The 17,045-nt window shown below is 73.5% G+C and carries 14 protein-coding genes and 1 pseudogene; 6 read left to right on the forward strand and 9 right to left on the reverse strand.

What is annotated here, in order from left to right:
• The first annotated feature begins 91 nt into the window (after window positions 1-91).
• The 3 genes from eccE to PV796_RS11930 all read left to right on the forward strand — a co-directional run bounded on the left by eccE (window position 92) and on the right by PV796_RS11930 (window position 5,076).
• Window positions 92-1,318 (forward strand): type VII secretion protein EccE, encoded by a 1,227-nt coding sequence (gene eccE / locus PV796_RS11920; RefSeq protein WP_274912927.1) that lies wholly within the window; start codon window positions 92-94, stop codon window positions 1,316-1,318.
• Window positions 1,318-2,160, forward strand: a complete 843-nt coding sequence (locus PV796_RS11925) for a hypothetical protein (protein WP_274912928.1) — start codon at window positions 1,318-1,320, stop codon at window positions 2,158-2,160. The genes eccE and PV796_RS11925 overlap by 1 nt, the downstream gene beginning before the upstream one ends.
• Before the next feature lie 351 nt (window positions 2,161-2,511).
• Window positions 2,512-5,076 (forward strand): SCO5717 family growth-regulating ATPase, encoded by a 2,565-nt coding sequence (locus PV796_RS11930; RefSeq protein ID WP_274912929.1) that lies wholly within the window; start codon window positions 2,512-2,514, stop codon window positions 5,074-5,076.
• A gap of 88 nt (window positions 5,077-5,164) precedes the next feature.
• On the opposite strand, the gene PV796_RS11935 is transcribed toward PV796_RS11930, so the two are convergent.
• The 9 genes and pseudogenes from PV796_RS11935 to rimP form a co-directional block, all read right to left on the reverse strand.
• On the reverse strand, window positions 5,165-6,118 hold the full coding sequence (locus tag PV796_RS11935) for a bifunctional riboflavin kinase/FAD synthetase (protein ID WP_274912930.1): 954 nt from the start codon (window positions 6,116-6,118) through the stop codon (window positions 5,165-5,167).
• Window positions 6,119-6,179: 61 nt separating this feature from the next.
• Entirely contained in the window at window positions 6,180-7,157 is a 978-nt protein-coding gene (locus PV796_RS11940) for a hypothetical protein (RefSeq protein ID WP_342456906.1), read from the reverse strand.
• 255 nt (window positions 7,158-7,412) lie between these two features.
• Window positions 7,413-8,339, reverse strand: a complete 927-nt coding sequence (gene truB, locus PV796_RS11945) for a tRNA pseudouridine(55) synthase TruB (protein WP_274912931.1) — start codon at window positions 8,337-8,339, stop codon at window positions 7,413-7,415.
• Window positions 8,336-8,791: a 30S ribosome-binding factor RbfA gene (gene rbfA / locus PV796_RS11950; protein WP_274912932.1), complete on the reverse strand. Its 456-nt coding sequence runs from the start codon at window positions 8,789-8,791 to the stop codon at window positions 8,336-8,338. Before rbfA ends, truB begins: the two co-directional genes overlap by 4 nt.
• Window positions 8,792-8,857: 66 nt before the next feature.
• Window positions 8,858-9,151, reverse strand: coding sequence for a DUF503 domain-containing protein (locus tag PV796_RS11955; protein WP_274912933.1), 294 nt, complete (start codon window positions 9,149-9,151; stop codon window positions 8,858-8,860).
• Window positions 9,152-9,347: 196 nt separating this feature from the next.
• Window positions 9,348-12,430, reverse strand: a pseudogene (gene infB / locus PV796_RS11960) (translation initiation factor IF-2).
• A 179-nt stretch (window positions 12,431-12,609) separates the two neighbouring features.
• Window positions 12,610-12,888: a YlxR family protein gene (locus tag PV796_RS11965; protein ID WP_274912934.1), complete on the reverse strand. Its 279-nt coding sequence runs from the start codon at window positions 12,886-12,888 to the stop codon at window positions 12,610-12,612.
• A gap of 133 nt (window positions 12,889-13,021) precedes the next feature.
• The gene (gene nusA / locus PV796_RS11970) at window positions 13,022-14,017 is read right to left on the reverse strand and encodes a transcription termination factor NusA (RefSeq protein ID WP_274912935.1); all 996 of its coding nucleotides are present in this window, start codon (window positions 14,015-14,017) and stop codon (window positions 13,022-13,024) included.
• 2 nt (window positions 14,018-14,019) lie between these two features.
• On the reverse strand, window positions 14,020-14,583 hold the full coding sequence (rimP, locus tag PV796_RS11975) for a ribosome maturation factor RimP (RefSeq protein WP_274912936.1): 564 nt from the start codon (window positions 14,581-14,583) through the stop codon (window positions 14,020-14,022).
• A 160-nt stretch (window positions 14,584-14,743) separates the two neighbouring features.
• Here rimP and PV796_RS11980 point away from each other — a divergent pair, with 160 nt between their 5' ends.
• The 3 genes from PV796_RS11980 to PV796_RS11990 all read left to right on the forward strand — a co-directional run bounded on the left by PV796_RS11980 (window position 14,744) and on the right by PV796_RS11990 (window position 16,981).
• Window positions 14,744-15,232 (forward strand): hypothetical protein, encoded by a 489-nt coding sequence (locus PV796_RS11980; protein WP_274912937.1) that lies wholly within the window; start codon window positions 14,744-14,746, stop codon window positions 15,230-15,232.
• Between the two features lie 261 nt (window positions 15,233-15,493).
• A complete protein-coding gene (locus tag PV796_RS11985; protein ID WP_274912938.1) occupies window positions 15,494-15,988 on the forward strand; it encodes a ferritin-like domain-containing protein in 495 nt (164 codons plus the stop codon).
• Between the two features lie 84 nt (window positions 15,989-16,072).
• Window positions 16,073-16,981, forward strand: a complete 909-nt coding sequence (locus PV796_RS11990; protein ID WP_274912939.1) for an aminoglycoside phosphotransferase family protein — start codon at window positions 16,073-16,075, stop codon at window positions 16,979-16,981.
• The last annotated feature ends 64 nt before the right edge of the window (window positions 16,982-17,045 follow it).

Genomic DNA, 17,045 nt, shown 5'->3' on the forward strand with positions numbered 1-17,045 from the left:
TTCCGCCGCACCGCAATACGCGGAAAACGAGGGCCAAAACGGTACAGCTCCGGGCGGTAGAGAGGGCGACGGGCGGGGCGCGTCCGGACCGGTGTCGCCCCGGCTGCGCCAGCAGGCCGGAACCATCGGCGGCGTCCGCGTCCAACAGTTGGCCATCATCGAACTCGCCGCCGCACTGGTGCTGGTGGGCCTCGCGGCGCACAACCCGGTCGTCCTGACCGTGGCCGCGGTGGTGGCGGTCATCCTGGTCATCTTCGCGCTTGGCCGGCGCCGCCGGATCCCGCTCCCCGAGTGGATCATCACCGTGCGCGCGATGAACCGCCGCGGCAAGCAGACCAGCGAAAACCTCATCGCCACCCAGGGCGTGGACCCCGCCTTCGCCCCGGTGGTGGAGTGCGATCCGGCGCTGCGCACCTACGAATACGCCGACAACGAGCAGCGCGCGGTCGGCTTCGTCGGCGACGGCACCTTCCTGACCGCCCTCGTCCAGGTCGACGCCCGCGACGAACCGCTGCGCCCGCAGCGCGGCAGCCACATGGTGCCGCTGGAGCTGCTGCACACCGCGCTGGACGTCGAGGACATCCACCTGGAGTCGGTGCAGTTCGTCCAGTACACCCAGCCCGCCCCGGCGCCGCACCTGCCCGAACAGGCCGTCGCCGCGCGCTCCTACGCGCCGCTCCAGGCCCAGTCCCAGACCCCCGCCGTCCAACTCACCTGGATCGCCCTGAAGTTGGACCCGGAGCTGTGCGCGGAGGCGATCGAGGCCCGCGGCGGCGGCATGGGCGGCGCCCAGCGCTCCCTGCTGCGCGCCGCCGACCAGCTCGTCAGCCGGCTCACCGCGCGCGGCGTGCGCGCCAAGGTGCTCGACGAGCGCGAGGTGGTGGCCGCGGTCGGCACCGCGGTGTGCGTCAGCCCGCGGGCCGCGAACGGCGCGATGGGCCGGGACGGCCGGGCCGCCCGCCGCACCCAGGAGACCACCCGCGCGCTGCGCTGCGACGACCGCTGGCACTCCACCTACTGGATCGGCCGGTGGCCCCAACTGGGCCGCGGCGGCGCCCCGTTGGCCGCCATCACGCAGCTACTGACCAGCACCCGCGCGATGGCCAGCACCTTCGCGCTGACCGCCACGCACGGCGGCGGCCGGATGCCGGCGATCTCCGGCTACGTCCGGCTGTCGACCCGCAGCGACAACGAACTCTTCGCCGCGCAGGACGAGTTGGAGCGCCGCTCCGGCTCGGTCAAGGTCGGACTGGTCCGGCTCGACCGCGAGCAACTGCCCGGCCTGCTGGCCACGCTTCCCCTCGGAGGTACCCGCTGATGGGCACTCCCACGTACCAGCCCCGCGTCAACGTCACCAGCGACGGCTGGCGCAACCCGACGAGCCCGGCCGTCTCCGGCGGCCGGCTCTCGCACCAACCGCGCCCGGACGAGGAGCAGTCCGGCCCCGCCAGTCCCACCCCGCGGCCCGGTTACGGGCTGCGCGGCCCGCGGCGCAACCCGCACGTGCTGACGGCCGAGTCGCTGGCCGCCCTGACCCTGCCGGTCGGCGACGACGGCGTCATCATCGGCATCGACCCGCAGAACCAGCCCGCCGTGCTGAGCCTGCTGCGCCCGGCGCCGATGGAGGTCGCCCTGGTCGGCAGCATGTGGATGGCGCAGGTGCTGGCGCTGCGCACGGTCGCCACCGGTGCCCGGGTCGCGGTGGAGACCGCCCGCCCGCCGGCCTGGGGGCAGATGGCGCAGGCCGCCGGCGGCGGTCAGCAGTGCGTCTCGGTCTTCGACGTGCGCCAGATCGCTCCGCAGGGGCCGTCGGTTTCCAGCCCCGTGCTGGTCGTCCGCGACATGGGCGCGCGCCCTCCGCGCAACCAACTCGCGCCGAGCCCCTGGCAGACGGTGCTGACGGTGCTGCCGTTCCTCGGGCCGCGCTCGCCGCAGATGCTCAGCCGGGTGGACCTGGTCGGCCTCCAGCGGCTGTCGCCCGAGGAGGCGGAGGTTGTGACGCGGATCATGCGGCTGCCGGAGAACGTCGGCGCGGTGCTGCCGACGCTCAGCGACAACGCCATGCTGTGGTGCCGGCGGGACGGTGGCCACCAGTTCGTCATGACCCAGCCGACGGAGGCGGAGACCAACCTGCTGGGCGGCCCGCGCCGCATGGACTGACCGCGTACGCCGGCCGGTTGTCCGCTCCGCGCCCGGTGCGCCGGCCGCGGGACCGGCCGCCGGGCACGAGCGACGGGCGCATCCAGCGGGGTGCGCCCGTCGCTCGTGCCGACCGGGCTTGAAGACGACATGGCATCGACTGCCGTTATGGGCCGACTGTTGATTAGGCTGTGGGGAGAGCCGCACGAGCACATCACCTCGGCAGTGCACGACGGCAGTCGATACGGGGATGGAGAGTTGAGCAGTGGTGGCGCAACCCCGGGTGGCGTGCTCCGACTTCCGTGATATCCGATCGATCCGCCTGTATCCGGTCCTGCCGTTCAGGTGCGTTGCAGTAGACCAGGAGGCACAGTGAAGGACCAGGAGGCTTTCCGCCCGGACGGGAACGATCCTGACGACGACCAGTCCGAGTTCGACCTGACCGGCGAGTTCAAGATCGATTTTGCGGCTCCGGCCTGGTACGGCAGCAACGACACCAGCGGCGGCGCGGGCGGTGCGGCCCCCTCCGGGGCGCCGGCCACCGGCGCCGCGACCGCGGGCCCGCCGCCGACCGGCCAACCGTTGTCCGGCCCCGCGCAGGGCGGCCCCCAGCAGGGCGCACCCGGCCCGGCCGCGGCCCCCGGTTTCCCGACGCTGCGCCCGCAGGACGGGACCAACGCCGGCGCCCCGACTGACGGGTCGACGCCCCCCAGTGCCTCCGGGACCGGCCCGACCGCGGACGCCAACGAGGCCGGCAACATCCGTTCCGGCAACGGCCCCGACCCCTCCGCCGACCTCTGGGGCGACGACGACGCGGCGCCGGCGCCCGAGCCGCAGTCCGCCGCGGCGCCGCAGCCGGAGGCCGCGCCCGCCACCCCCGCGGACGGCGCCACAAGCCCCACAGGGCAGCCCGCACCGGCTCCCGGGCCGGAGACCTCCGCCCCGTCCGCCGCAGCCCCCACACCGCCCGCACAGCCCGTCCAGGGGCAGCCGCAGCAGGCCCAACAGCCCGCCCCGCAGGCCCCGCAGCAGCCCAACCCCCAGGCGCCGCACCCCCAGCAGCCGCAGCAGGGCACGCCCCCGCAGGGCGCCCCCACCCAGGGCGTGCCGCAGCAGGGCGTCGCCCCCCAGGGGATGCCTCCGCAGCAGGGGGCGCCGCAGGGCATGCCGCAGCAGGGCGCGCCCTGGGCCGGTGCCGAGGGCCAGCAGCCGGGCGTGCCCGCCCAGGGCGCCCCCGCGCAGGGTGGACTGCCGCCGCTGCCGCCGGAGTTCCAGCCCGTCGACCCGCGGATGGCGCAGCAGCAGGCCGGTCAGCAGCCGCCGGCCGCTCCGCAGCAGCAGACCCACCCGCAGGCCCAGCCGCAGCAGGGCTACCCCCAGCAGCATCCGCAGCAGCCCCAGCCGCAGGGCTACCCGCAACAGCCCCAACAGCAGGGCGGATACGGCTATCCGCAGCCCGCCTACGGCTACCCCCAACAGGCCCAACAGCAGCCCCAGCAGGCCCCGCAGCAGCCCAACCCCCAAGCGCCGCAGCCCGCTTACGGCTACCCGCAGCAGGGCTACCCGCAACAGCAGCCCCAGCAACCCCAGCAGCAGGGCTACCCCCAGCAGGCCCAGCCGGGGCAGCAACAGCAGCTCCCGGGCCAGCAGTTCGGCGACCCCAACGCCGCGGCCAACTACGCCCAGTACTCCCAGCCGGGCCAGCAGCAGCCGCAGCGGGCCACCCCCGGTGCCCCGCTCGGCTACAGCGCCGCCGTCGAGTTGACCTCCGACCGCCTGCTGCGCAACCAGCCCAAGAAGCGCAAGCCGGGCGCCAACGCCCAGCCGTCCAAGTTCAAGTTGGGCGCGAAGAAGGAGATGGAGGAGCGGCAGCGCAAGCTGGAGCTGATCCGCACGCCGGTGCTCTCCTGCTACCGGATCGCGGTCATCAGCCTCAAGGGCGGCGTCGGCAAGACCACGACCACCACCGCGCTCGGCGCCACCCTCGCCTCCGAGCGCCAGGACAAGATCCTGGCGATCGACGCCAACCCGGACGCCGGCACCCTCGGCCGCCGGGTCCGCCGCGAGACCGGCGCCACCATCCGTGACCTCGTGCAGGCCATCCCGCACCTGCACAGCTACATGGACATCCGCCGGTTCACCTCGCAGGCCCCCTCGGGCCTGGAGATCCTCGCCAACGACGTCGACCCGGCCGTCTCGACGACCTTCAACGACGAGGACTACCGGCGCGCGATCGACATCCTCGGCAAGCAGTACCCGGTCATCCTCACCGACTCGGGCACCGGCCTCCTCTACAGCGCGATGCGCGGAGTCCTGGACCTCGCCGACCAGTTGATCATCATCTCCACCCCGTCCGTGGACGGTGCGAGCAGCGCCAGCACCACCCTGGACTGGCTCTCCGCGCACGGCTACGCCGATTTGGTGCAGCGCGGCATCACGGTCATCTCCGGGGTCCGCGAGACCGGCAAGATGATCAAGATCGAGGACATCGTGTCGCACTTCGAGACCCGCTGCCGCGGCGTCGTGGTGGTGCCCTTCGACGAGCACCTCGCCGCCGGCGCCGAGGTCGACCTCGACATGATGCGGCCCAAGACCCGCGAGGCGTACTTCCACCTCTCCGCCCTGGTCGCCGAGGACTTCGCGCGCCAGCAGCAGGCCCAGGGGATGTACGCACAGGCGCAGATGGGCCAGCAGCAGCCGATGGCCGGCGACCCGTACGCGCAGCAGCAGGACCCGTACGCGCAGCAGCAGTACGCCCAGCAGGCCCAGCAGCAGCCCCCGCAGCAGGGGCAGCCGCCGGCCGGCTACCCGCCGCAGCAGGGCGGTTGGCAGCAGCCGCCGCAGGCCCAGCCGCCGGCCGGTTGGCAGCAACAGCCCGCCCCGGACGCGCCGTTGCCGGAGCAGGGCGGCTGGACGCAGCAGCCGCCCCCGCAGTAAGCGGGTGCGAACGAAGGGGCGGGGCCCGGCAGTTGGTGCCGGGCCCCGCCCCTTCGTCGCGTCGGTCGCCCGCCGCGGGCGGGGTGCGCTACGCCAGCCCCGACTCCGCGATCAGCCCGCGGGCCTGCTTCACGTCCACCGCCATCCGCTCCAGCAGCGCGTCCAGCGTGTCGAACTTCTCCTGACCGCGGATGTAGGCGAGGAAGTCCACCGCGACGTGCAGCCCGTACAGATCGAGCCCGACCCGGTCGATGGCGTACGCCTCGACCGTGCGCACCTTGCCGTCGAACTGCGGGTTGGTGCCGACCGAGACGGCCGCCGGCATCGCCTCGCCCTCGACGTGCAGCAGCCCCGCGTAGACGCCGTCGGCCGGGATCGCGGTGTGCGGCAGGGTCTCCACGTTGGCCGTGGGGAAGCCCAGTTCGCGGCCGCGCTGCGCCCCGCGGACGACGACGCCCTCGACCCGGTGCGGCCGCCCCAGGACCTCCCGCGCGCCCGCCACGTCGCCCTCCGCGACCAGCCGGCGCACCAGCGTGGACGAGAACGGCACCCCGCCGCCCGCGGTGCCGCGCTCGACGAGGTCGATGACCTCCACCGTGTAGTCGTAGGTCCGGCCCAGCTCGGCGAGGATCTCGACGGTGCCCCTGGCCTTGTGCCCGAAGCGGAAGTTCGGGCCCTCCACGACGAGTTGCGCGTGCAACTTGTCGACCAGCACCTTCACCACGAAGTCGGCGGGCGCCAGTTGGGAGAACTCCTTGGTGAACGGCAGCACCAGCACCGCGTCCACGCCCAGCCCGGCCATCAGCTCGGCCCGCCGGTGGTGCGGCGCCAGCAGCGGCGGATGGGTACCGGGGCGGACCACCTCGCTCGGGTGCGGGTCGAAGGTGACGACCACGGCCGGAACGCCCAGCTCTCGGGCGCGGGCCACCGCCCGCCCGATGATCAATTGGTGGCCGCGGTGCACTCCGTCGTACGAGCCGATGGTGACGACGCTGCGTCCCCAACCCTCGGGGATGTCCTCCAAGCCACGCCAGCGCTGCACTCTGCCCGCTCCTCGCCCGAACTGTTGTCCGTCCACTGCGCCATTTCGGCATGGCGCAGGTCTAAGACTGCCATGCCGGGAGCGCGGCTTCGCGCGAAGGGTGGCCTGGCCGCTGTTGCATCGGCCACCCCGCGGCGCCGTCCGGACCCCGTCCGCCGCGCGCAGCGCTCCCCGCCGGGTCGTGCAGCGGCGGTCGGCCCCACCACGAGGGGCCGCTGCCCCGCCGCGCCTCGACCCGCCGCACCGCCGCCGGCTCGTCCTCGGCGAGCGCGTCCAGCAGCTCCGCGGCCCGGGGGTGCGCGGTGCCGGCCAGCGTCTCGACGAGGGCGTCCAGGGCCCGGGTGCGGTGGGTGTGCAGCAGCGCCTGTGCGGCGTCCGCGACGGTGATCACGCGCGGCGCCCCGGGGGCCGTCCGCAGCGGCCGGATGTCGTCGAACCAGCCGCACAGCAGCGGTTGGATCCGCTCCGGGTCGGCCTTGAGCAGCTCGGCCGCGAGGTCCAGGAAGCGGCCGGGGGGAAGTTGCGGGCCCCCGGGGCGGAACGCTTCTGCGCCCGCCGGAGACGAGGCCCCGACCGGCCACTCCCGCGCGTCCACCCACGCGTCAACGGCCCCGGCGTCGGCGGCGTGCACCCGGACCCGCGGCGGCCGGGCGAAGGGCCGCGACGCCTTGGCCGACCCGACCGCGCGCGGCCCGTCCGCCGGCAGCAGCCGGCGCAGCAGCGCCATCCGGTCCCCCGCCGCCAGCGCCAGGCACCGCCAGAACACCGGCCCGAAGACCGCCAGCCCGGTGGCCGCGAAGCCCCCCGCCGCGGCCGACCGTTCGGTGATCCGATCGGCGAGCAGCCGCAGCACGCCCAAGTACGGGGTGGCGTCCGGCACCCCCAGCAGCACGCCGCTCAACCGACCGGCGGCCCCGCCTCCCGGGCCCGCCCCGGGAGCCGTCGCGGCCCACACCAACTCCCGCCACTCCGCGCCGAGTTGCCCGTCCCCACCGGTCTCGCCCGCCACCCCGCACGCAGGGCCGTCAACGTCCAGCACCACCATCGCGCTCCTCCCCACCGGTCACTGTCCGTGCTCAACGGCGACGACGGTAGACAGACAGTGATCGCCGCGACAGAGTGATCGGCAAACGCGCCCCCGTCCACGCCGGTGATTCACTCCGAGCGCCTGCTCGGTGGGGTGAATCACCGGTACGTGCTGGACAGAGAGTCGAGGAGGGGGATGGTGGAGCGCGGGCCGAGGGCTCGAAGCCTGTCCGCGCGGCCCGCGTTCCACCACCTCACCCGGGCGTCCCTAGGCGAAGACCGCCAGGCTCTTGGCCCGCCCGCCCTGGTTCTCCACCAGCGCCAGGAACGTCCCGTCCGGCCCGAAGGCCGCCACGGGGCCGTCGCCCTCGAAGGAAGGCATCGGAATCCGCGCCCCGTTGAGCAGTTGCCGGCTCTGCGCCTCGGCGACGTCCCAGCGGGTAAACGCGGCGGCCGCGGCCTCCCCGAGCGGCATGATCGGCACCCCGTCGCCCTCCGGGTCGTCCACGGCCGCCTGGAGCTCCTCCAGCGTCCGCGCCCGGTCCAGCTTGTACGGGCCGACCCGGGTCCGGCGCAGCGCCGTCAGATGGCCGCCGACGCCGAGCCCGGCGCCCAGGTCGCGGGCGAGGGCCCGGATGTAGGTGCCCGAGGAGCAGACGACGGAGACCAGCAGATCGGTGACCGGGGTGCCGTCCTCGGCCTCGGTCTCGTGCACCGAGTGCACCAGGAACGAGGAGACGGTGACCGGCCGGGCCGGGATCTCCACGTCCTCGCCGTCCAGCACGCGCTTGTAGGAGCGCTTGCCGTCGATCTTGATGGCGCTGACCTTGGACGGCACCTGCATGATCGCGCCGCTGAGCTTGGCGACCTCCGCGTCGATGTCCTCGCGGGCCAGGCCGTGCGCCGCCTTGGAGCTGGTGAGCTCGCCCTCGGCGTCGTCGGTGACCGTGGTCTGGCCCAGCCGGACCGTGCCGACGTACTCCTTCTCCGTCAGCGCGAGGTGCCCCAGCAGCTTGGTGGCCCGCTCCAGGCCGAGGACCAACACCCCGGTCGCCATCGGGTCCAACGTGCCGGCGTGCCCGACCCGGCGGGTCCGGGCCATCCCGCGCATCTTCGCCACGACGTCGTGCGAAGTGAAGCCGGACGGCTTGTCGACGATGACAAGACCGCCCGGCTTGTTGCTCTGCCGCTTCATTCTGCCGCTGCGCCCTCGTCGTCCTCGTCCTCGCCCGGCTTGCGGTACGGGTCCGCCTCACCGGCGTACGCGGCGCCCGAGGACGCCTCGCGCACCTTGGCGTCCGAGGCCCGCGCCCGGTCGAGCAGGTCCTCGATCGTCTTGGCGTTCTCCGGCAGCGCGTCCGCGACGAAGGTCAGCGTCGGCGTGAACTTGGTGCCGGCCGCGGCACCCACCGCGGAACGGAGCACGCCCTTGGCGCTCTCCAACCCGGCAGCGGCGCTGGCCCGGTCCTCGTCGTCGCCGTAGACCGTGTAGAAGACCGTCGCCTCCCGCAGGTCGCCGGTGACCCGGGTGTCGGTGATGGTCACGTGCGTGCCGAGCCGCGGGTCCTTGATTCCGCGCTGCAGCTTCTGCGCGACCACCTCCCGGATGAGGTCCGCCAGCTTCTTCGCCCGCGCATTGTCGGCCACTGGTCCGTCTCCTTCTTCTTCCACAATTGTGCTTCCACCGACGATGACCTGCCCGATCGTGCGGGTTCAGTCATCGTCGCCGTGCAGCCGCCGGCGTACGGACAGCAGCTCCACTTCGGGCCGTGCGGCGACCAGGCGCTCGCAGCGGTCCATGACGTCGGTCAGGTGTCCGGCGTCCCCGGACACGACCGCCAGGCCGATGGTGGCCCTGCGGTACAGGTCCTGGTCCCCCACCTCGGCGACGCTCACCGCGAATTTGCGGTGCAGCTCGGCGACGAGCGGACGGACGACGGAGCGCTTCTCCTTCAGCGACCGTACGTCGCCGAGAAGCAGGTCGAAGGACAGTGTCCCTACGTACATGCAAGACGGGTAAAGCCACCCGCGGGGCCTTGGAGGGCACGTCCCCGGCGCGCGCCGGAGCCGTACGTGTCATGCGAAACCGTACACGGAACGGCCGGGGCCGATCGACGGAAATTCCCGCCGACCGGCCCCGGTCCGCCCGCCGCACGACCACCGGGAACGGTGGCCGGGCGGCGGGCGGAAAGTCACCCGCGCATCAGGCGCGCGGCTTCTCCCGCATCTCGTAGGTCGCGATGACGTCGTCGACCTTGATGTCGTTGAAGTTGCCGAGGTTGATACCGCCCTCGAACCCTTCGCGGATCTCGGTGACGTCGTCCTTGAAGCGACGCAGGCCGTCGATGTTGAGGTTCTCCGCGATGACCTTGCCGTCGCGGACCAGGCGGGCCTTGGTGTTCCGCCGGACCTCGCCGGAGCGGATGAGAACACCCGCGATGTTGCCCAGCTTGGACGACTTGAAGACCTCGCGGATCTCCGCCGTACCGAGCTCGACCTCCTCGTACTCCGGCTTGAGCATGCCCTTGAGGGCCGCCTCGATCTCCTCGATCGCCTGGTAGATGACCGAGTAGTACCGGACGTCGACGCCCTCGCGCTCGGCCATCTGCGTCGCGCGGCCCTCGGCCCGGACGTTGAAGCCGATGACGATCGCGTCGGAGCCGGACGCCAGGTTGATGTCGGACTCCGTGACCGCACCGACGCCGCGGTGCAGCACCCGGATGTCGACCTCTTCGCCGACGTCGAGCTGGAGCAGCGACGACTCCAGGGCCTCGACCGAACCGGACGCGTCGCCCTTGATGATGAGGTTGAGCTGCTGGACCTCGCCGGCCTTGAGCACCTTGTCCAGGTCCTCCAGGGACACCCGACGGGTGCGCTTGGCGAAGGCCGCGTTGCGCTCGCGCGCCGCGCGCTTCTCGGCGATCTGACGGGCCGTGCGGTCCTCGTCGACGACCAGGAAGTTGTCGCCGGCGCCCGGGACGTTGGTCAGACCCAGGACCAGGACGGGGGTCGACGGACCCGCTTCCTCGACGTGGTTGCCCTTGTCGTCGAGCATCGCGCGGACCCGGCCGTAGGCGTCGCCGACGACCATCGTCTCGCCGACGCGGAGGGTACCGCGCTGGACGAGGACGGTGGCCACGGCACCGCGACCGCGGTCGAGGTGGGCCTCGATCGCGATGCCCTGGGCGTCCTGGTCGGGGTTGGCCCGCAGGTCGAGGGCGGCGTCCGCGGTGAGGACGACGGCCTCAAGAAGCTGCTCGATGTTGGTGCCCTGGCGCGCGGAGATGTCGACGAACATGGTGTCGCCGCCGTACTCCTCGGCCACCAGGCCGTACTCGGTGAGCTGACCGCGCACCTTGGTCGGGTCGGCACCCTCGACGTCGATCTTGTTGACCGCGACCACGATCGGCACGTCGGCCGCCTTGGCGTGGTTCAGCGCCTCGATCGTCTGCGGCATCACGCCGTCGTTGGCCGCCACCACGAGGATCGCGATGTCGGTCGACTTGGCACCGCGGGCACGCATGGCGGTGAACGCCTCGTGACCCGGGGTGTCGATGAAGGTGATGCGACGCTCTTCGTCGTTGACCTCGGTCGCGACCTGGTAGGCACCGATGTGCTGGGTGATGCCACCGGCCTCGCCCGCGACCACGTTGGTCTTGCGGATCGCGTCCAGCAGGCGGGTCTTACCGTGGTCGACGTGACCCATGACGGTCACCACCGGCGGACGGGCCGCCAGCATCTCCTCGCCGCCCTCGTTCTCACCGAACTCGATGTCGAAGGACTCCAGGAGCTCGCGGTCCTCCTCCTCCGGGCTGACGATCTCGATGATGTAGTTCATCTCGTCGGCGAGGAGCTGGAGCGTCTCGTCGGAGACGGACTGGGTCGCGGTGACCATCTCGCCCAGGTTCAACATGACCTGGACCAGCGACGCCGGGTTGGCGTTGATCTTCTCCGCGAAGTCGGTCAGCGAGGCACCGCGCGAGAGGCGAACGGTCTGGCCGTTGCCGCGCGGCAGCATGATGCCGCCCACCGACGGGGCCTGCATGGCCTCGTACTCCTGGCGACGCTGCCGCTTCGACTTACGACCGCGACGCGCCGGACCGCCGGGACGACCGAACGCACCCTGCGTGCCACCACGGCCACCGGGACCACCCGGACGACCGCCGAAGCCCGGACGACCGCCGAAGCCGCCGCCACCACCGGGGGCGCCGCCACCGGGACGACCGGCGAAACCGCCGCCGCCACCCGGACGACCGCCACCGCCACCACCGGGACGACCGGCGAAACCGCCGCCGCCACCGGGACGACCGCCACCGCCACCGGGACGACCGGCGCCACCGGGACGACCGCCGCCGCCACCGGGACCCGGACGCGGGCCGGCAGCCGGACGCTGCGGCATCATGCCCGGGTTCGGACGGTTACCGCCGCCGGGACGCGGGCCGGCGCCACCGGCCGCGCCACCCTGCGGGCGCGGCATGGCGCCGGGGGTCGGACGCGGGCCACCCTGACCCTGCGGACGGGGACCACCCTGGCCGCCGCCCTGCGGACGCGGGCCGGGCTGGCCGGGACGCGGGGCGCCACCGGGCCGCGGGGCCTGCGGACGGGCCATGCCCGTCGAACCACCGGACGTGAAGGGGTTGTTGCCCGGACGCGGACCGGACGGACGCGGCCCACCGGGACGCTGGCCCTGACCACCGGGACGCGGGGCGCGCTCGCCACGCTGCTGACCCTGGCCGGGGCCGCCCTGACGGCCACCGGGACGCGGACCCGGGGTGGCACCCGGGCGGGGGCCCGACTGCGCGGCGGGCGCCGGCGACGGCGGGGGGCCTGGAACTCCGGCTGCGCGGGCGCGGCCGGGCCGGGCTTGGGCGCCGCGGGCGGGCCGGGGGGGTCGGCCGCGGCCCGGGGTGGGGCCGGCGGCGGGCTGCTTGGGGGCCGCGCGGGGGCAGCCGGTTCCGCGGGGGCGGCGGGTGCCTCCGGGGCGGCCGGGGCCGCGGGGCCCGGCTTGGGGGCGCCCGGCTTCGGGGCAGCCGGACGGGCCGCCTGCACCGGAGAGGGCGCGGACGGCTTCGCGGGGGCCGACTTGCGCGGCGCCGCGGGCTTACCGGCGGAACGGCCGCCGCCGCTGCCCGCCTGGAAAGCGTCGGTCAGCTTGCGAACAACCGGCGCCTCGATCGTCGAGGACGCCGAACGGACGAATTCACCAAGTTCTTGGAGCTTGGCCATGACGACCTTGCTCTCAACGCCGAACTCCTTGGCGAGTTCGTAAACCCGGACCTTAGCCACTTCGCTCCTTCTAGGTCCGGGGTGTCCACCGGACCGTCGCTACTTCATGGGCGTACTCATCGCGTACTCATCGAGTGCTCATCGCAATCTCGACCTACTTCCGACTCGCGAGGTACCTGACCGCACGGTTTTCCGTGCGCTGTGCATTTCCTGCTGTGCCTTATTGCCATCGCGGCTGCTCAACGCGCGCCCCCTTCGATGAACCGGCGCAACTCCGCCGTCTCGAACGGGCCACGGCCCCGGTAGGCCCGGGGGAACGCCCGGCGGCGAACCGCCAGGTCGAGGCAGACCAGTGTCCGGTGCACATAAGCACCCCGGCCGGGCAGCGTACCGCGAGGATCGGGGACGCACTCGCCCTCGATCACCACGATGCGCAGCAAATCGCCCTTGGCCACTCGCTCCCGGCACCCCAGACACGTGCGCTCAGGGCATGCGCGCGCATGCGTCCGGCCAGACACCGCTTAAGTCTACCTCCCCACAGCGGCTCCACCCCGATGGGGTAAAGCCCGATCCCTACTCAAGAATTCCCCGCGGGGCGGTGCGGCACCACTCTTTTTCGTCCGCCTCCGCCCCGCGCGCTGCCCGGTGGGCTCAGCCCTGCTCCGCCGCCGTGTGCTCGGTGTCCGGACGGATGTCGATCCGCCAGCCGGTGAGCCGGGCCGCGAGCCGGGCGTTCTGGCCTTCCTTGCCGATGGCCAGCGACAACTGGTAGTCGGGAACCGTCACCCGCGCCGAGCGCGCGTTGAGGTCCACCACCTCGACCTTGCTGACCCGGGCCGGCGACAGCGCGTTCGCCACCAGCTCGGCCGGGTCGTCGGACCAGTCCACGATGTCGATCTTCTCGCCGTTGAGCTCGGCCATCACGGCCCGCACCCGGCCGCCCATCGGGCCGATGCAAGCGCCCTTGGCGTTCAGCCCGGAGCGCGTCGACCGCACCGCGATCTTCGTCCGGTGCCCGGCCTCCCGCGCGATGGCGGCGATCTCCACGGACCCGTCCGCGATCTCCGGCACCTCCATGGCGAACAGCTTCTTCACCAGGTTGGGGTGGGTGCGCGACAGGGTGACCGAGGGACCGCGGACGCCCTTGACGACGCGGACCACGTACGACCGCAGCCGCGTGCCGTGCGTGTACTCCTCGCCCGGGACCTGCTCCTGCACCGGCAGGATGGCCTCCAGCCGGCCGATGTCGACCAGGACGTTCTTGGGGTCCTTGCCCTGCTGGACGACACCGGTGACGACATCGCCCTCACGCCCGGCGTACTCGCCGAACGTGATCTCCTCCTCGGCGTCCCGCAGCCGCTGCAGGATGACCTGCTTGGCGGTGGTCGCCGCGATCCGCCCGAAGCCGGACGGGGTGTCGTCGAACTCGCGCGGCTCGGCACCCTCCTCCAGGTCTTCCGGGTCCTCCTTCGCCCACACCGTCACGTGCCCGGTGTTGCGGTTCAGCTCCACCCGCGCCCGGCGGCGGCTGCCCTCGGTGCGGTGGTACGCAATGAGGAGGGCCGACTCGATCGCCTCGACCAGCAGGTCGAACGAGATCTCCTTCTCCCGCACCAGACCCCGCAGGGCACTCATGTCGATGTCCACGGCTACGCCTCCTCCTTGTTCTCGTCGATCTTCTCGTCCTGCTGCGTGTTCTTCTCGTCCTGCGGCGCTTCGTCCTTGGCAGGTCGCGCGGACTTGGGGTTGAACTCCAACTCGATCCGCGCCTTGGCGATCTCCTCGAACGCGACCCGGCGCCCGGTCGGCTTCCGCCCCTTGACGCCCGGCATCTCAAGATCCAGGCCGGTGTCGTCCATGGCGATGATCCGTGCCACCAGGTCGCCGCCGTCGTGGAGACGGACCTTGATCAGTCGGCCGACGGCGCGGCGGTAGTGCCGCGGCTCGGTCAGCGGCCGGTCGGCGCCCGGCGAGGACACCTCAAGGGTGTACGGGGCGCCGCCCATGGCGTCGGTGTCGTCCAGGACCTGCGACGCCTCGCGGCTCAGCTCGGCGCACTCGTCCAACTGGACGCCCTCATCGGAATCGACCACGATCCTCAGCACCCGGCTCTTGCCGGCCGGTGTCACCTCGATCTCTTCCAGATCCAGGTCTCGCGCGGCGACGAGCGGTTCAAGCAGTCCGCGCAGCCTCTCGCTCTGGGTGGTGCTCATCCGGGTGACTCCTCGGCCGCGTGTGCTGTTGTGGGTAGGTCGCGTGTCGGGTCAAAGCCTATCGGTTCCGGCGGGGTACTGACGATTCGGTGGGCGGGCACGGATACCCTCGCCTGCGGTGATCACTACGGAAGACCCCGGGAAGTGCAACGTGCCGAAAGTGGCGCTCACACGCAGAACGACCCTGCTGGCCGGCGCCGCCCTGGGAGGTGCGGCACTGCTCTCCGGATGCGCCGCCGACGCCGGTCCCGACCCCCGCGCCGCCGAACGCTCCGCGGCCGCCGAACGCCTGCGCACACGGGCCGCACGCGACAGCGCAACGCTCCTCGCCCGCTACGACGCGACGCTCTCGGCACACCCCGCCCTGGCCCCCCGCCTGCGTCCCCTGCGCGCCGAAGTCGCCCGCCACACCGAGGCGTTCACGCCCAAGGCCGCCTCCCCCGCCCCGGGCGGCACCCCCCGCGTCCCCGCCGACGAACGCGAAGCCCGCACCGCCCTGGCCGACGCGGAACGCACCCTCGCCGACACCCGCACCACGGCCCTGCTCTCCGCACCCCCCGAACTGGCCCGCCTCCTGGCCTCGGTAGCCGCCGCCGGCGCGGCCCACGCCTACCTCCTGGCGCAGGAAGGCCAACCCGGTTCGCGTTGACCGACGACAACAGCCGCACCCGGCAACGCACACCAGGGAACCCGTTCGTCTGCCGACCGGCGCCGCAATGACGGGTCAGCCGCTCGCGGCGCCGGGTCGGAGGGGATGCCCCGGAGTACGCCCGCGGGATCCGGAGCACACACCCGGGCCTTTCTCACCTGACCGACCAGAAGCGCCCGCACCGCGGGGGCACCTCCCGGCCGAAGGCCGGGGCCCGTAGGCGAAGCGACGCCAGCCACCCACCACCGAGAGAGAACCACGATGGCGACGACCACGAGCAACGACGCGCCACGCGAGGAACTGGGCGCGACCCAGGCCGCGTTGGCGGCCGAACACGCCGCCGTCTACGGCTACGGCGTGGTCGGCGGCCGGATCGGAACCGACCGCCGCCCCGAGGCGCAGAGCGCGTACGACGCGCACCGCGCCCGCCGCGACGCCCTGAGCCGCACCGTACGGGACCTCGGCGGAGCCCCCCAAGCGGCGGCCGCCGCCTACGAGTTGCCGTTCCCGGTGCCGGACGCGGCCGCCGCCGCGCGCCTGGCGGCGGAGCTGGAGGACCGGGTGGCGGCCGTCTACGCGGACCTGGTGCGGGCCGCCGGCGGCCCGCACCGCAAGGACGCCGCGGCCGCGCTCCGCGAGGCGGCGGTGCGCGCGGTGAGGTGGCGCGGCAGCGGCGTAGCCTTCCCTGGGCTCGTGGAACGGGCCGCGGCACCCGCCCCGTCGGGCGCCGCGAGCGCCCCCGCCGACGCGCTGTAGGCGCACCAACGCGCCGCGACCGCGACGCCCGACGAACGACCGGCCGCCCGGCGGTCACTTCCCCACACAAAGGACAGCTCAGGCATGGCAACGGCACCCATCGAACCCCCGCAGAGGCTGCGGAGTGCGCTCGGCGGCGATCAGGAGGGTCCCGTAGGGGCCTGGCTGGCGGCGCTCCCGGCGCTGGTTCAGGAGCGGCTGGAGGCATGGCGGCTGACCTTGGAGCGGGTGCACGCACCGGGCGGCCGCAGCAGCCTGGTGGCGTTGGTGCGGCAGGAGGACGGGACCCCGGCGGCGTTGAAGTTCCCGGTGCCGGGCTCGGCCGCCGCGCAGGAGGCGGCGGCGTTGCGGGTGTGGGACGGCTGGGGCGCGGTACGACTGCTGCGGGCCGACGAGGCGAGCGGTGCGCTGCTGCTGGAGCGGTTGCAGGGGTCGGTGTCGCTGCGGTCACTGCCGGAGGCCAAGGCGCTGCTGGAGGCGGCCGGCACGGTGCGCCGACTGTGGGTGGCACCGCCGCCGGGGCATCCGTTCGCGACGGTGGCGGAGCGGACCGCGCAGGACGCCGAGCGACTGCCGGCGGCCGCGGCGGCGACCGACGCCGGCCCGTTGGTGGACGAGGCGCTGGAGTTGGGCCGGTCGCTGCCGGGCGGGGCCGCGGAGAAGTACCTCCTGCACGGCGCGTTCCGGCAGGGGAAGGTGCTGGCCGGGGAGCGGGCGCCGTGGCTGACGGTGGGCCCGTCGCCGCTGGTCGGCGAGCGGGCGTACGACCTGGCGCGGCTGGTGCTGGACCGCTTCGAGGACCTGCTGGCCGGTTCGGGGGCGGCCGCGGTGGCGCGGCGGCGGGTGGCGAAGCTGGCCGACTCGCTGGAGGTGGACCGGGAGCGGCTGCGCGACTGGACCCTGTACCGGGCGGTGCGCGCGGGCGTCCGGGAGTCGGTGACGGGCGACCGTCGGCGCGGCGAGTCGCTGCTGGAGTTCGCGGCGTACCTGTAGCCGGGACGGCATCCGGGAGCCGCGGGGCGCGTCCGGAACGGGAACGGGCCGGCGGGGCGGATGC

The sequence above is a fragment of the Streptomyces sp. WZ-12 genome (genome assembly GCF_028898845.1).
Taxonomy (GTDB): Bacteria; Actinomycetota; Actinomycetes; order Streptomycetales; family Streptomycetaceae; genus Streptomyces.

Coding starts and splice junctions, on each gene's coding strand:
- PV796_RS11925 (WP_274912928.1), top strand. CDS start 1,318: ATGGGCACTCCCACGTACCAGCCCCGCGTCAACGTCACCAGCGACGGC.
- truB (WP_274912931.1), bottom strand. CDS start 8,339: ATGAAGCGGCAGAGCAACAAGCCGGGCGGTCTTGTCATCGTCGACAAG.
- PV796_RS11955 (WP_274912933.1), bottom strand. CDS start 9,151: ATGTACGTAGGGACACTGTCCTTCGACCTGCTTCTCGGCGACGTACGG.
- rimP (WP_274912936.1), bottom strand. CDS start 14,583: ATGAGCACCACCCAGAGCGAGAGGCTGCGCGGACTGCTTGAACCGCTC.
- PV796_RS11985 (WP_274912938.1), top strand. CDS start 15,494: ATGGCGACGACCACGAGCAACGACGCGCCACGCGAGGAACTGGGCGCG.
- PV796_RS11990 (WP_274912939.1), top strand. CDS start 16,073: ATGGCAACGGCACCCATCGAACCCCCGCAGAGGCTGCGGAGTGCGCTC.